At 60.7% G+C, this 13,769-nt stretch carries 16 protein-coding genes; 9 read left to right on the plus strand and 7 right to left on the minus strand.

The window, feature by feature from the left end; all coding sequences use genetic code 11:
• Positions 1-80: 80 nt before the first annotated feature.
• Positions 81-3,536 carry a chromosome segregation SMC family protein gene (locus ACR0CA_RS18805; RefSeq protein WP_480860733.1) on the plus strand — a complete coding sequence of 1,152 codons (3,456 nt, stop codon included), beginning with the start codon at positions 81-83 and terminating at the stop codon, positions 3,534-3,536.
• A gap of 54 nt (positions 3,537-3,590) precedes the next feature.
• Entirely contained in the window at positions 3,591-3,941 is a 351-nt protein-coding gene (locus ACR0CA_RS18810) for a hypothetical protein (protein ID WP_480900671.1), read from the plus strand.
• Between the two features lie 8 nt (positions 3,942-3,949).
• On the opposite strand, the gene ACR0CA_RS18815 is transcribed toward ACR0CA_RS18810, so the two are convergent.
• The 5 genes from ACR0CA_RS18815 to cobD form a co-directional block, all read right to left on the minus strand.
• Entirely contained in the window at positions 3,950-4,465 is a 516-nt protein-coding gene (locus ACR0CA_RS18815) for a GFA family protein (RefSeq protein ID WP_480900672.1), read from the minus strand.
• Positions 4,466-4,481: 16 nt separating this feature from the next.
• Positions 4,482-4,742 (minus strand): hypothetical protein, encoded by a 261-nt coding sequence (locus tag ACR0CA_RS18820; protein ID WP_170791629.1) that lies wholly within the window; start codon positions 4,740-4,742, stop codon positions 4,482-4,484.
• Between the two features lie 108 nt (positions 4,743-4,850).
• Entirely contained in the window at positions 4,851-6,014 is a 1,164-nt protein-coding gene (locus tag ACR0CA_RS18825) for a lytic murein transglycosylase (protein WP_480900674.1), read from the minus strand.
• Between the two features lie 12 nt (positions 6,015-6,026).
• Entirely contained in the window at positions 6,027-6,947 is a 921-nt protein-coding gene (gene cbiB / locus ACR0CA_RS18830; RefSeq protein WP_480900676.1) for an adenosylcobinamide-phosphate synthase CbiB, read from the minus strand.
• Entirely contained in the window at positions 6,944-7,909 is a 966-nt protein-coding gene (gene cobD, locus ACR0CA_RS18835) for a threonine-phosphate decarboxylase CobD (RefSeq protein ID WP_480900725.1), read from the minus strand. The genes cbiB and cobD overlap by 4 nt, the downstream gene beginning before the upstream one ends.
• 181 nt (positions 7,910-8,090) lie before the next feature.
• On the opposite strand from cobD, the gene ACR0CA_RS18840 reads away from it, so the two are divergent.
• On the plus strand, positions 8,091-8,453 hold the full coding sequence (locus ACR0CA_RS18840; protein ID WP_170775286.1) for a response regulator transcription factor: 363 nt from the start codon (positions 8,091-8,093) through the stop codon (positions 8,451-8,453).
• Here the strand turns inward: ACR0CA_RS18840 and ACR0CA_RS18845 are convergent.
• Positions 8,435-9,424, minus strand: coding sequence for a glutathione S-transferase family protein (locus ACR0CA_RS18845; RefSeq protein WP_480900678.1), 990 nt, complete (start codon positions 9,422-9,424; stop codon positions 8,435-8,437). The genes ACR0CA_RS18840 and ACR0CA_RS18845 overlap by 19 nt on opposite strands.
• Before the next feature lie 211 nt (positions 9,425-9,635).
• Between ACR0CA_RS18845 and ACR0CA_RS18850 the strand changes: the two genes are divergently transcribed.
• Positions 9,636-9,989 carry a hypothetical protein gene (locus ACR0CA_RS18850; RefSeq protein ID WP_170775290.1) on the plus strand — a complete coding sequence of 118 codons (354 nt, stop codon included), beginning with the start codon at positions 9,636-9,638 and terminating at the stop codon, positions 9,987-9,989.
• Positions 9,990-10,025: 36 nt separating this feature from the next.
• Here the strand turns inward: ACR0CA_RS18850 and ACR0CA_RS18855 are convergent, their stop codons facing one another.
• Positions 10,026-11,198, minus strand: a complete 1,173-nt coding sequence (locus ACR0CA_RS18855; protein WP_480900680.1) for a MalY/PatB family protein — start codon at positions 11,196-11,198, stop codon at positions 10,026-10,028.
• A gap of 94 nt (positions 11,199-11,292) precedes the next feature.
• On the opposite strand from ACR0CA_RS18855, the gene def (ACR0CA_RS18860) reads away from it, so the two are divergent.
• From def (ACR0CA_RS18860) to ACR0CA_RS18880, 5 genes are read left to right on the plus strand one after another with little or no spacing between them, the layout of a single operon-like run.
• Positions 11,293-11,811, plus strand: coding sequence for a peptide deformylase (gene def / locus ACR0CA_RS18860; RefSeq protein ID WP_480900682.1), 519 nt, complete (start codon positions 11,293-11,295; stop codon positions 11,809-11,811).
• A complete protein-coding gene (gene def / locus ACR0CA_RS18865) occupies positions 11,808-12,302 on the plus strand; it encodes a peptide deformylase (RefSeq protein ID WP_480900684.1) in 495 nt (164 codons plus the stop codon). Before def (ACR0CA_RS18860) ends, def (ACR0CA_RS18865) begins: the two co-directional genes overlap by 4 nt.
• Positions 12,303-12,344: 42 nt before the next feature.
• Positions 12,345-13,259 (plus strand): methionyl-tRNA formyltransferase, encoded by a 915-nt coding sequence (fmt, locus tag ACR0CA_RS18870; RefSeq protein ID WP_480900686.1) that lies wholly within the window; start codon positions 12,345-12,347, stop codon positions 13,257-13,259.
• Between the two features lie 5 nt (positions 13,260-13,264).
• Positions 13,265-13,501 carry a hypothetical protein gene (locus tag ACR0CA_RS18875; RefSeq protein WP_170775300.1) on the plus strand — a complete coding sequence of 79 codons (237 nt, stop codon included), beginning with the start codon at positions 13,265-13,267 and terminating at the stop codon, positions 13,499-13,501.
• A 1-nt stretch (position 13,502) separates the two neighbouring features.
• Positions 13,503-13,739 (plus strand): GlsB/YeaQ/YmgE family stress response membrane protein, encoded by a 237-nt coding sequence (locus tag ACR0CA_RS18880; protein WP_170787301.1) that lies wholly within the window; start codon positions 13,503-13,505, stop codon positions 13,737-13,739.
• Positions 13,740-13,769 lie beyond the last annotated feature (30 nt).

A 13,769-nucleotide genomic window follows, 5' to 3' on the forward strand; every position in this document is an offset into this window, starting at 1 on the left:
TATCCTGCGCAACTGCGTTGACAGGTCCCCAATCCCTTGCGCAGACTTCAAGCATATAGGAATCACGGGACTCATTGCCTTTGCGCTTTAGCAAACTCAAACTCACCGGCTTCAAAAGCTTTGTCGATCCGACCGATTTGATCATCGCGGATGGGCTGACCGGTGTGGTGGGGCCAAATGGTTGCGGCAAGTCCAACCTGCTTGAAGCGTTGCGCTGGGTGATGGGCGAAAACCGTCCCAAATCCATGCGCGGCGGGGCGATGGAAGATGTGATATTCGCGGGGGCGGCCACGCGTCCCGCGCGCAACTTTGCCGAAGTGGTCCTGACTATGGACAATTCGGAACGGTTAGCGCCTTCGGGGTTCAACGACACGGACCAGTTGGAAATCATCCGCCGCATCACCCGCGACGTCGGCAGCGCCTACAAGACCAACGGCAAGGACGTACGCGCGCGCGATGTGCAGATGCTGTTCGCGGATGCCTCAACCGGGGCGCATTCGCCAGCGCTGGTGGGGCAGAACCGTATTGCCGAGCTGATCAACGCCAAACCCCGTGCCCGGCGGCGTATTCTGGAAGAGGCGGCTGGAATATCGGGCCTCTATCAGCGGCGGCATGAGGCCGAGCTGAAACTCAAGGGCACCGAATCCAACCTGACCCGCGTTGATGACGTGTTGGAACAGTTGGGCACGCAGCTGGCGCAACTTGCGCGTCAGGCCCGTCAGGCCGCGCGCTATCGCGAGATCGGTGAACAATTGCGGCAGGCCGAGGGAATGCTGCTCTACCGTCGTTGGAAAGAGGCCGATATGGCCCGCCAACAGGCCGAGGAGAAGCTGCGCGATCGGATCACAGAAGCCTCGCGTGCTGAGGCAGAGGCCCGTGCCGCCGCCGCAAAGCGCGCCGAGATCGAAGAAACCCTGCCGCCGCTGCGTGAGGAAGAGGCCATCGCCGCCGCCGTGTTGCAGCGCCAGCAGGTGCAGCGTGACCAGCTTTCTGATCAGGAAACCCGCGCCCGTCAGACCATCGAAACGCTCACCAACCGTATTCAGCAGTTGAGCAATGATATCGAGCGTGAAACCGGCCTGAACCGCGATGCGGGCCAGATGATCGAACGGCTGGAATGGGAAGCCCGCGAGCTGACAAAGGCCGCGGAAGGTCATGATGACAAGGTGGCCGAGGCGGCCGAAATCGCGCGCGAGGCGGCGTCGGTCTTGCAGGATCGTGAAGATCACCTGTCACAACAGACCGAGGATATGGCTCGTCTGGTCGCCCGTCACCAATCGGCGCAACGTTTGGTCGAAGACAGCCGCAAAACGCTGGCCCGGTCCGAGAGCGAAGAGGAAAAAGCGCGCGGTGCTGTGAATGAGGCGCACGAGGCGCTGACTCGCGCCGCCGAAGCATTCGAAGCCGCGCAAGAAGGCGAGGAAGAAGCACGCGAGGCCGCCGAGGCCGCCGAAGAGGCACTGGCCGCCGCCGATGAGCTGCGCAACGAAACTCAGGCGCGCGAGGCCGAGGCTCGGGCCAAACGCTCCGAGGCTGAAGGTGAATTAGGCGCGATCCGGGCCGAAACCACCGCGCTGGCCAAACTGGTCGAACGCGACACCGCAGAAGGCGGACAGGTGCTGGATCTGCTGCGCGTGGCACCGGGATACGAAAAGGCGTTGGGGGCGGCTTTGGCCGATGACCTGCGCGCGCCTCTGGTTGAAGGCGACGGGCCATCCGGTTGGGTGCAGGTTGCAGGCTATGACGCCGATCAGCCGCTGCCCGAGGGGGCCGAACCGCTGGCGCTGCATGTTTCCGGCCCCGACCGCCTCAGCCGCCGCATTGCGCAGATCGGTCTGGTCGGTTCGGATCAGGGCGCGCGTCTGCAGGCCTCGCTGAAACCCGGTCAGCGCTTGGTCTCGCGCTCGGGCGACCTGTGGCGCTGGGACGGGTTCCGCGCCTGGGCCGAGGATGCCCCAAGCGCCGCCGCCCTGCGCTTGGAACAGCTGAACAAGCTGGAAGCGTTGAAACAGGAACTCACCCGGACCGAGGCGCAGGCAGATGGCGCGCGGGCGGCGCATGAGGCGCTGTCGCAGCAACTGGCCGACGTGACCGAGGCTGACCGCCGTGCGCGCGACGCCCGACGGGCCGCCGATCAACGTATGGCCGAAACTGCACGCGCGCTCAGTCGGGCCGAGGCGGATCGCAATCTCGCGCAGGGCAAGCTGGAAACCCTGACGCTGGCCGTCGACCGCCATAAGGAGGACGCCATGTCCGCCCGCGCCCAACTGCGCGAGGCCGAGGGCGCACTGACCGGGCTGGGGGACCTCGACAGCGCCCGCGCGCAGGTTGAGGACATCAAACAAACGGTCGAAGCTGCGCGGATCACCATGCTGACCCACCGCTCGACCCATGACGAATTGCGCCGCGAGGGCGAGGCGCGGACCCGCCGCAGCCAAGAAGTGACAAAAGACCTCAGTGGCTGGAAGCACCGATTGGAGACGGCGGAAAAGCGCATCTCGGAATTGGTCGAACGCAAGGAAAGCTCGGAGGAGGAGCTTGCCGATGCCATGGCCGCCCCCGGTGAAATCGCCGAGGCGCGCGAAGAACTGAACGAATTGATTGAAGCCGCCGACGCGCGTCGTGCCGAGGCTGCGGACAAGCTGGCCCAAGCCGAGGCTCAGCAGCGCGAATGGGTGATGGCCGAACGTGATGCTGAACGTCTGGCCTCGGAAGCGCGCGAAAGCCGGGCCGCCGCCGAAGCGCGCTCTGACGCCGCCAAAGAAAGCGTAACCGCCGCTGCGGAACGCATCGCCGAGGATCAGCAGCTGACGCCGAACCAGTTGCTGAACCAGCTGGACGTGAACCCCGACCAGATGCCCGCCGCCGACGCGCTTGAGGCCGAGGTCAACCGCCACAAACGTCAGCGCGACGCGATGGGTGCGGTGAACCTGCGGGCCGAAGAGGACAGCAAAGAGGTTCAGGAAGAATTCGACACGTTGAACAGCGAAAAGGCTGATCTGGAAGAGGCGATCAAGGCCCTGCGCAGCGGTATCGCCAGCCTCAACCGCGAAGGGCGGGAACGTCTGTTGACGGCGTTTGAACAGGTGAACTCGAACTTTGCCATGCTGTTCAAGCATCTGTTTGGTGGTGGAGAGGCCAATCTGGTCATGGTTGAAAGCGACGATCCGTTGGACGCGGGTCTCGAGATCATGTGTCAACCGCCGGGCAAGAAACTCTCGACGCTCAGCCTGCTCTCGGGCGGCGAACAGACCCTGACTGCAACCGCGCTGATTTTTGGTGTGTTCCTTGCCAACCCCGCGCCGATTTGTGTGCTGGATGAGGTCGACGCGCCTCTGGACGACGCCAACGTGACGCGGTTCTGCGACCTGCTGGACGAGATGTGCCGCCAGACCGACACGCGGTTCCTGATCATCACCCACCATGCGGTGACGATGGCGCGGATGGACCGGCTGTTCGGCGTGACCATGCAAGAACAGGGCGTCAGCCAGTTGGTTTCAGTCGACCTGAAGAAAGCCGAACAGATGGTCGCCTAACCTTTCACTGCAACGTTATGCCTGTTGCAGAGCAGTTCGGTTTAGACTGTTCCCATGACGCGACTATTGATCCTCGCCTTGCTGACCGCTGGCCCCGCCCTTGCCGCCGAATGGCCCACGAAACCCGGAGACGTCCCCCTGTCGCCCGAAGAACTGGACGCTTTGGCCGGACGCACGCTGACATTTTTTGACGACGGTCAGGCAAAATTCTCGGCCGGAGGGGCCTATTCCTACACCTACGCCAGCGGAGACGCCGCCTTTGGCACCTATTCCATCGCCGAGGACGGCAGCGTCTGCATCGCCTATCGTAATGGGTTCAGCAGGTGCGATCTGTATGTGCGCAGTGGTGAGCGGTTGGTGCTGATTGACGAAAAAGGGGATCGTTATCCGGTGAAGCCAGAGTAACTGATCCATCAGGAAAGCGCGGTCTCCAAAAGTTTTAGCGAACTCGGGGGCCACACTTCATCGAATTTGTAAAACTCCTCAAAGGCGGGAATGTCTTCGCTAAGTGGTACCCAAGCTTGTTTGCTGTTCGTGAAAATCTGCGCATCCGGAGGACACTGATCCGGGTTGTCCAATGTTCCAACACGCACGTACTTTAACTTGCCAAGACGGATCATGTAGCTGCTGAACACGGCGACGCCGCAATTCTTGCAACGCGTGATAATCTGACCTTTGCCGCTTGGGGTGGAAAGTTCATGTTCAGTGGTCGGCCCCTCAAGCTCTACGCGGTCAGCCTCAATAATGGCGTTCAAGACATAAGCCGCTCCGGTTTGTCGCTGGCATTCGCTACAGTGACAGCAATGGACGAACATAGGTGGTGTCGTCATCTGATACGTTACGGCTCCGCAGCCGCATTTCCCCTTGATCATTGCTTCCCCCAAGTTGTCGTTTGAATTCACGCCATCGTCTCTAATCGACCAGCTCATAGTGTTTGATCGAACGCTACTCGACCAATTCGGCCTCCGCGGGGTCGATGTGAGGACTCTGGTAGTCTTCGCCGACAAACGCCTTAAGTGACTCTAATTTTTCCCACACCATGACAAAGCTGAAGTCTCGGGGTGTGTCGGTGCGCGCGGCCCCAGGAAATATTTGAACGATGCCCTTGGTGCCTCTCATCAAGGGGATCGCTGTTTCATGGAAGAACTTGCTGAACTCTTCCTCTTTCCCCGGCCGAGTCACGACCTGAAAAATGCGCATGATCATTCTTCCGTCCTCCGTAAAGTTCGGTTCCTGCATGCACAATCGCCTCTGCTCCTAGGAGCATATCATTTTGCAATGACTTTGTCCGCTTTGGACAAACCAGACGCCGCTTCACAATCGACCCAGCAGCTCCACTGTCGGCCACGCATCTGCTGGCAGACCCAGTCGCTGTTGCTCAGCCTGCACCGCCGCCCGTGTTCCGGCTCCCAGAATGCCATCGATCTTGCCCACATCATGGCCGCGTGCCTGAAGTTTGCTCTGTAGCTGCTTCATCTGCGCGCCCGACAAGCCCTGCGCCGGGTTGCCCGCGTCATAGATCTGTGCGCCCTCAAGTCGGGTGCCGAAATAAGCGGCGGTCAGGACGTAGGTAAAGCTCTGATTCCATTCGAAATAGACGTCGAAATTCGGATATGCCAGAAAGGCGGGCCCTTTATGCCCCTGCGGCAGGATCAGCGAGGCGGGCAGGTTGGACAGCGACCCGCTGCGGGCCTGAACGCCCATCGCTTGCCACTCGGACACCGGGCGCGATTTGCCTGGGCCGGACAGGGACCAATCCATTTCGCTGGGCACAGTGACCTCTTGCAGCCAAGGCTGACCCGGTTGCCAGCCCAGATTCGACAGCATCTTGGCCCCCGACATCAGCGCATCCGGAGCCGAGGTTTTCAGCGAGACCTTACCGTCCCCATCCCCGTCCACGCCGTTCTCAAGAATATCGCGGGGCAGCATCTGGACCATGCCGATTTCTCCGGCCCAAGCCCCGGTGGTGCGGGCGGGGTCGAAATTGCCCTGCTCGTACAATTCGATAGCAGCGAAGATTTGCGGACGGAACAGCTCGGGCCGACGGCAGTCATGGGCCAGCGTCACGAGCGCATTGCGGGTGTTGAAATCACCTTGAAAGGCGCCGTAGTCGGTTTCGAACGCCCAGAAGGCCAGAAGTACGCCGCGTGAGATGCCGTAGTCGCGCGCGATCCGGTCAAACACGGCGTCATATTTGCGCGACATAGCCTGCCCGCGATCAATGCGGTTTTGCGAGATCAGGCGGCGCGAAAACTCGATGAAAGGCTTTTGAAACACGCCCTGCGCACGGTCGGCTTTAAGCACCGCGCCGTCTTGTTGCACGCCTTTGAAGAACGCGTTGACGGTCTCTGTATCGAACCCTTGCTGGACGGCCTCGGATTTCAGTCCTTTGACAAAGGCGTTGAACCCGCCTCCGCATTGGGCAAAGGCGGGTGACACGAAAAGAGCGGCGGCTATAAGGCCAGAGAGCAAACGCATGAAACGGGTCCGTCAGAAAATGAAGCTGACCCCAACCGACACCGACACGAGGCCAAGCGCAAGCCCCCAGACCCGCCAGAGCATGTCGCATGCGCGGAAAACCTCTGACGCGCCAATCTCGCGCGGGGCATCGCCGTTGACCCAAGCCAGATCGCGCAGCTGCCCGTCATAGCTGCGCGGTCCAGCCAGGGCGACGTTCAGGGCGCGGGCCATGGCGGCCTCAGGCCAGCCGGCATTGGGCGAGATATGGCGGCGGGCATCCGCGACCATCTGAGGCCAGCGCGCCCATTGGCCTGACAGAGCCACGATCATCACGCCGGTCAGGCGGGCGGGGATTAGGTTCAGTACATCGTCCAACCGGGCCGAGGCCCAACCGAAGTCGCGGTATTTTTCGCTGCGGTAGCCGATCATGCTGTCGGCGGTGTTTACTGCCTTGTAAACCAGCAGACCGGGCAGGCCACCGACCAGAAACCAGAAAGCGGGCGCGATGACCCCGTCGCTGAGGTTTTCAGCCGCGCTTTCGATCGCTGACCGCGCGACCTGCGCCTGCGTCATGTCGCGTGTATCGCGCGAGACGATCATCGCCACTTTCCCCCGCCCGTCTTCCAGCGAGACGGCCAAACCGGTACCAACATCGCGCACATGGCTGACCAATGACTTCTGAGCCAGCAGAATGGCGCAGGCGATTATTTCGACTACGGGCCCGAGAAGGGTCAGCGCGCGCCCAATGATCAATGCGCCGCACACCAACAAGGCGACAACCGCGACACCTTTCAGAAGCCGTTGCGCACCGTGGTTGAAGCGTTTGTCAAGCCAGCCAATAAGGTTGCCGATCACGACGGCAGGGTGTTTCACCCGCGACCACAACCAGTCGGGTTCGCCCAGGGCCGCATCCAGACAGAGGGCGCAGACCAGAAGGAAGGCGGTGCTCACAATGCCGCCTCAAGCCGGGCCCAACCGTCTGCTGGTGGCAAGCCCAGACGCAGGTAAGTTGTCGAATAGGGAAAGATGCGGCTCCAGATATGGGCGCTGGCCAGACGGTCCTGCCATTCGGCGGCGTCTTCGACGGAGTAAAGGCGAAAGAGCGGTGTACCCCCGACCAAACTGGCACCCTGACCCGTCACGAGGGTATCCAGCCGGTCCGCACCTTGCTGAAGATACCGTCGGGTGGCTGCGGCCCAGCCCGTGTCCTGAAAAGCCCGCGCGCCAATCCGCAAGGCGGGACCCGAGACCGCCCATGGGCCTGTCAGATCGTTCAGCCGCGCGATCAGCTTTGGGTCGCCGACGGCAAAGCCAAGGCGTAATCCGGCCAGCCCCCAGAACTTGCCAAAGCTTTTCAGGACGATAACGCCCGGCCGGTCAGCCAGATGGATCAGCGACGCTTCGGGGGAAACATCGCAGAAACTTTCGTCAATGATAGTCAGCGGCGCATTGGCGTCGGCCTCGGTCCAATAGCGACCATCGGGATTGTTGGGGTGAACGATCACACGCGCGTCGGTTGGACCTTCGGGCTGAACGCTCCAGCCTTGCGCGGAAAAGGCGGCGGCGTGCTCGTTATAGGTTGGCGTCGTGATCTGAACCCGCCCCTGCGGTGCCAAGGCCGGAATGCGGGCGATCAAAGCCGAGGCGCCGGGTGCAGGCAAAATCGCGGTGTTATCAGGTACGGACCAGAATTGGCGGGCCGCGTCGGTCAGACGCTGGAACGTGCCATGGTCGGGCAGGGCGGTCCAATCCTCGGCACTCAGGTCGGACACCGGGTAGGGCTGCGGGTTGATTCCGGTCGACAGGTCCAGCCAGTCTTGCCGCGATCCGCCATAGGCTTGAATGGCGTCATCCAGCCCTCCGCCATGGTCGCGGCGCGCGCGCGGGTTCAAGTTTTTGTCAGAGCTTGTCATTAGGGTCTCGCCGGAATCGCCGATTTCGGCCCGTTTCAAGCGGATTTTCGCCATTTACACAAGCGAATCCGTGCTTCGGCGGCAACCGGAAAACAGCGTTAACCCTTTGTTAAGGAATTGGCGTGATCACAAACTCAGGGGTCGGCACCGTTCACCACTTCATGTGCCGAGGTTGTTACTTATGAATGTTTTGATTGTTGAGAGTAATCCCGACCTAGGTCGGGTCTGGAAGCGGCACCTTGAACGTCAAGGCGCTGAGGTCACGCTTGTCGCCGGGCAAGAGGCCGCGATCCTCGCGCTTTACGGGGTCGCGTTTGACATTATCGTGCTGGATTTGGTGCTGGAGGCAGGCAGCGCGCTGGCCGTGGCTGATTTCGCCAGCTATCGCCGCCCTGAGGCGCGGGTGATCTTCGTCACGAACACCACCTTTTTCTCGGACGGGTCCATCTTTGCCCACAGCCCCAATGCGTGCGCCTATGTGCAAAGCGGAACGCCGCCAGAGGATCTGGCGGCGATGGTCGAACACTACGCGGCGGGTCGCTGACCGCGCCCATGCGGTTCTGCGTAATCCAGCACTGGATTGGTCGGGATGATGCGGTGCGGATTGATGCTTTCATGGCTGTAGTGGTAGTGGCGCACGATGTGCTCAATGTTCACTGTGGGCGCGACGCCCGGCCATTGATACAGCTCGCGCGTATAGGCCCACAGGTTCGGATAGTCGATCAGTCGCCGCCGGTTGCATTTGAAATGCAGGTGATAAACCGGATCGAACCGGATCAGGGTCGTGAACAAGCGCCAATCGGCCTCGGTGATGCGATCCCCCATCAGATAGCGGTTTTGGGACAGGCGATCTTCGAGCCAATCCAGCGTATCGAATAGCGGCCCAACAGCGCTGTCATAGGCGGCCTGGCTGGTGGCGAAGCCGGATTTGTAGACGCCATTGTTCACGTCGGAATAGATCCGGGCGTTGACCGCTTCGATGTCATCGCGCATCGTCTCGGGCCAGTAATCGTCGTTATTGCCCGTGATGCCATCAAAGGCCGAATTGAACATACGGATGATCTCTGAACTTTCGTTCGAGACGATCGTTTCCTGTTCCTTGTCCCAAAGGATCGGCACTGTGACACGGCCGGAATAGGACGGGTCCGCCTTGGTATAGATTTGATGGGCATAGTCCAGCCCGTACAGATCATCCCCGGTTGCGCCTTTGTCGTCTGGCTGAAAGTTCCAGCCCTTGTCCAGCATATCCGGATGCACGACCGAGACAGAGATCAGATTGCTTAGCCTCTTGAGTTCCCGGAAGATCAGGGTGCGATGCGCCCAGGGGCAGGCGTGGCTGACATAGAGGTGATAGCGTCCAGCTTCCGCCTTGAACCCGCCCTTGCCCGAGGGGCCCGCGCTGCCATCGGCGGTCAGCCAGTTGCGGAACTGCGCAGCGCTGCGTTTGAACGCGCCGCCGGTGGATTTGGTGTCATACCAAGTGTCGTGCCATTTGCCGTCGACCAACAGGCCCATCTTTGTCCCTCCGAAATCCGATTTCGGCAAACATAGGGTGTCGCTCGGGTCGGTTCCATGCGAGGGCGCGCGCATCTTGCCTGCGTCATTGCACAGGTCGATCCGGGATTTCCGCGCAACAGATTGAAATCGGTTTGTTTCAGGTTCTCAGCTTCATTGGATTTTTACGAAGAGTTGCTCACAATAGTATGTACTGCGGGGGAAAATTGTTATGACGACCTATGTTTCTAAGGAAATAAGCGCCGAATTGGATGCGGCGCGAATCGCGGGGTTGAAAAAGACCAGCCGCCTTCGTGTCGAAATCGGCGACAATACATATAAAATTCTGAGATTGTGGAAAGACGGCTTCACGGTTGAGGCCGCAACGACGCCGAAATTGCGCGGGTTGGTCGATATCTATGACGGTGCGAACCATCTGTACCAATGCCTGATCATCGCTGACGAAGATGAGGCGGGTGAGATGCGGTATGAGTTCAAGCGTAGCACTGCCGCCTCGGATAAGGCTCCTTTGGATTTCTACCGTGCGCCGGATGCGCCCATCGCGCTGCTAGGCCATAAGGACTAACGGGATGCCCGACGGACAGACCGCCGGGCCTTCCGATCACTGCAAATCTGCAAAAGCACGCTTCAGCCGGGCGCATGCGTCCTCGACACGGCTGCGCTGAGTAGCAAGGTTGAAACGCTCGAAGGTTTCTCCGCCTGCTCCGAAGCCGGGGCCGGGTGAGGTGGCGATTTTGGCATCTTCTCGCAGACGTCGGGTGAACTCGGCATGGTCCATGCCTGTGCCCGAAAAATCGACCCAGGCCAGATAAGTGGATTGCAACGGCATTGACCAAAGGCCGGGGATTTCAGCAATCGTCGCGTCGAACAGTTTGCGGTTTCCGTCCAGATGCGCGACCTGCTGGTCGACCCATGCGGCACCCTCGGGCGTGTATGCGGCGGTGATCATCGCCACACCAAGCGCGCTGGGGTCATAGTCCAGTGCCTGAATGCGATTGCGCATGTCCGCCCGCAGTTTGGGATCGGGGATGATCATATTCCCGGTGCGCTGCCCGGCAATGTTGAAGGTCTTGGAAGCCGCCGTAAGCGTCACCGTCCAAGGGCGCGCATCAGGTGCTGCAACATCCATCGGCACAAAGGTGCTGCCGGGATAGACCAGATCATGATGGATCTCATCCGACACCAGGATCAGCCCGTTCCGTTCGGCAAACGCCGCGACTGCGCGCAGCTCGTCCGGTGTCCAGACCCGGCCCGAGGGGTTCTGCGGTGAGCACCACAGCAGCATCTTTTCCGACCCGTCCAGTCGCGATTGCGCATCCTCGAGGTCAACGGCATAACTTTCACCATCACGCACCAATGGGCATTCGACCACGCGGCGGCCGGATTTGTTCACTTTGTGCGCGAACTCATGGTAAACAGGGGAGAAGATCACAATCCCGTCGCCCGGCTGAGACCAGACATCCAGACACAGGGCGATCGCGTTGCCCAACCCCTGCGACGTCAGGACCCAATCTGTGTCAATCTCCCACCCGTGGCGATTTACCATCCACCACTGGACCGAAGCCAGATAGTCCGGATGCATCCAGGAATAGCCGAACACTCCGTGATCGACGGCCTGTTGCACGGCATCAATCACGCAAGGCGCTGTGCGAAAATCAGAATCCGCGGTCCACATGGCCAGCCCGTCATCTGGCGAAATGCCATAGAGGCGCTCCATCTTGTCCCATTTTGAACTGTTGGTGCCCCGGCGGTCGGTGAGGTCGTTGAACGTCATGTCATCTCCATCTGTCGCGACGAAAGCTAGTTACAATCGCGGCAGGTGCAAGGGGGGCGTTGCGGCGGGTCGCGCGATGGCCTAAATCAACTTCATGAAACGCACTATTCTGATCCATCCCGACCCCCGCCTGAAAAAGGTCTGTGCCCCCGTGGCCGATCTGACGGATGAGCTGCGCAAGCTGGCCGACGACATGCTGGAGACGATGTATGACGCGCCCGGCGTCGGGTTGGCCGCGCCGCAGATCGGTGTGCTGGATCGGTTGATCGTGCTGGATTGCGTCAAGGAAGAGGGCGAGGCCCCGCGCCCGTTGATCATGTTCAACCCCGAGATCATCGCGTCGTCCGACGAAACGAATGTGTACGAGGAAGGTTGCCTGTCGATCCCCGAGCAATATGCCGAGGTCACCCGTCCCAAAGTCGTGGATGTGGCCTGGATCGACCGCGACGGCAACGCGCAGCAGGAAACCTTCGACGGCCTTTGGGCCACCTGCGTTCAACATGAGCTCGACCATCTGAACGGGAAGCTGTTCATCGACTATCTCAAACCTCTGAAGCGCCAGATGATTACGCGGAAGATGCAAAAGCTGAAACGCGAAAAGGCTCGCGCATGACGGTCCGCACCTGTCTGCCGTGGCCTGACAAACGCCTGCGCACCAAGGCGGAAGACGTGGCAGAGATCACCGATGAAATTCGCGCCATCTGGAACGACATGATCGACACGATGGAGGCGATGCCCGGCGTTGGCCTCGCCGCGCCTCAGATCGGGGTGATGTTGCGGCTGGCCGTGGTGGATGGCTCGACCGAGCGAGGCCGGGCCGTGCGTCTGGCGAACCCCGAAATCCTGCACAGTTCGATTGAGCTACGTGAACATGATGAGGCCAGCCCGAACCTGCCCGGCGTCTCGGCCAAGGTGAAACGTCCGCGTGCGGTGACGGTGAAGTTTCTGAATGAACAAGGCATGATCGACCGTCGTGACTTTGTGGGGATCGAAGCCACCAGCGTACAGCATCAGATCGACCATCTGAACGGTCGGATGTATTTCGACCGGCTCAGTAAAATTAAACGTGACATGCTGCTGCGCAAAGCCAAGAAACTCGGGTAGCCCGGGGCGTCTGCCCTGCATCCCCAGCTCCGGAGGACCCTCATGCGTATCATCTTCATGGGAACGCCCGACTTCTCGGTACCGGTGTTGGATGCTCTGGTTGCCGCCGGACATGAGATCGCCGCTGTCTATTGCCAGCCACCACGCCCAGCAGGGCGTGGCAAAAAGGACCGTCCTACCCCGGTTCACGCACGGGCCGAGGTATTGGGGTTCGACGTTCGCCACCCGGTCTCGCTCAAATCGCCCGACGAACAAGCGGCGTTTGCGGCCTTGGACGCAGATGTCGCTGTCGTTGTCGCCTATGGCTTGCTGTTGCCGCAAGCCATCCTGGATGCGCCGAAACATGGCTGTTTGAACATTCACGCCAGCCTGTTACCGCGCTGGCGCGGGGCTGCTCCGCTTCAGCGTGCGATCATGGCGGGCGACGCTCAGACGGGTATCTGTATCATGCAGATGGAGGCCGGACTGGATACCGGCCCGGTCCTGTTGCGTCGGGCTACGGATATTGGGTCGCTGGAAACCACAGCGCAGCTTCATGATCGATTGTCAGAAATGGGCGCTGCGATGGTGGTTGAAGCGTTGGAGGAGCTGCCGAACCTGACCCCTGAGGTTCAGCCTGAAGATGGCGTGACCTATGCTGCGAAGATCGACAAATCCGAGGCGCGCGTCGACTGGGCGCGTCCTGCCGCCGAGGTTGACCGGCAAATCCGGGGCCTGTCCCCGTTCCCCGGCGCCTGGACCGAGATCGAAGGCGAGCGGGTCAAGCTTTTGTCCTCTCGGCTGGCCGCTGGGCAGGGCGCTCCGGGAGAGGTTCTGAATGACACACTCCGCGTGGCCTGTGGCGACGGCGCGGTTGACCTTTTGCGGCTGCAACGGGCAGGGAAAGGGGCGCAGGATGTTGAAACCTTTTTGCGGGGGTGGCCTGTTTCGTCCGGAACGCGGCTCTGTTCGGAGTAAACCAGATGTTCATGATATTGATGGGCACCGTCGTGATTGCCGGGATCGTGGGGTATCTGGCTGAAAAAACCGGATTTACCCACAATGGATACCTGCCCTCGATCATCATTTGCGTGGGCGGCGCGTTCCTGTTCTACTTTGTGCGCATCATGTTTGGCATCAGCTTCGGCCCGCCCGGACTGGACGCGGTCCTGTCATCCATCGGGGCGCTGATCATCGTGCCCACTCATTGGAGGAAATAACTTGCCCGTTATCGCCCTTATCATCATCGGAGCCGCCGCCGGGTTTCTGGCGACACGACTGATGCGGATCGAGGCCGATATTCCCACAACCATGTTGATCGGCATCGTTGGCGCGCTGGTCGGCGGGTTCCTTCTACGTGCATTGATCGCCGTAGCGGGCTGGCTGTCGGGCTTTGTCGGTGCGGTTTTGGGTGCGTTGTTGGTGATCTGGATCTGGCAGACATACCTGCGCCGTTGACCTCTTGACCTTTCGGAATCAATTCGGCCA

It is taken from the genome of Ruegeria sp. F12 (assembly GCF_056533885.1).

Coding starts and splice junctions, on each gene's coding strand:
- ACR0CA_RS18810 (WP_480900671.1), top strand. CDS start 3,591: ATGACGCGACTATTGATCCTCGCCTTGCTGACCGCTGGCCCCGCCCTT.
- ACR0CA_RS18815 (WP_480900672.1), bottom strand. CDS start 4,465: ATGAGCTGGTCGATTAGAGACGATGGCGTGAATTCAAACGACAACTTG.
- ACR0CA_RS18820 (WP_170791629.1), bottom strand. CDS start 4,742: ATGATCATGCGCATTTTTCAGGTCGTGACTCGGCCGGGGAAAGAGGAA.
- ACR0CA_RS18825 (WP_480900674.1), bottom strand. CDS start 6,014: ATGCGTTTGCTCTCTGGCCTTATAGCCGCCGCTCTTTTCGTGTCACCC.
- cobD (WP_480900725.1), bottom strand. CDS start 7,909: ATGACAAGCTCTGACAAAAACTTGAACCCGCGCGCGCGCCGCGACCAT.
- ACR0CA_RS18840 (WP_170775286.1), top strand. CDS start 8,091: ATGAATGTTTTGATTGTTGAGAGTAATCCCGACCTAGGTCGGGTCTGG.
- ACR0CA_RS18845 (WP_480900678.1), bottom strand. CDS start 9,424: ATGGGCCTGTTGGTCGACGGCAAATGGCACGACACTTGGTATGACACC.
- ACR0CA_RS18850 (WP_170775290.1), top strand. CDS start 9,636: ATGACGACCTATGTTTCTAAGGAAATAAGCGCCGAATTGGATGCGGCG.
- ACR0CA_RS18855 (WP_480900680.1), bottom strand. CDS start 11,198: ATGACGTTCAACGACCTCACCGACCGCCGGGGCACCAACAGTTCAAAA.
- def (WP_480900682.1), top strand. CDS start 11,293: ATGAAACGCACTATTCTGATCCATCCCGACCCCCGCCTGAAAAAGGTC.
- def (WP_480900684.1), top strand. CDS start 11,808: ATGACGGTCCGCACCTGTCTGCCGTGGCCTGACAAACGCCTGCGCACC.
- fmt (WP_480900686.1), top strand. CDS start 12,345: ATGCGTATCATCTTCATGGGAACGCCCGACTTCTCGGTACCGGTGTTG.
- ACR0CA_RS18875 (WP_170775300.1), top strand. CDS start 13,265: ATGTTCATGATATTGATGGGCACCGTCGTGATTGCCGGGATCGTGGGG.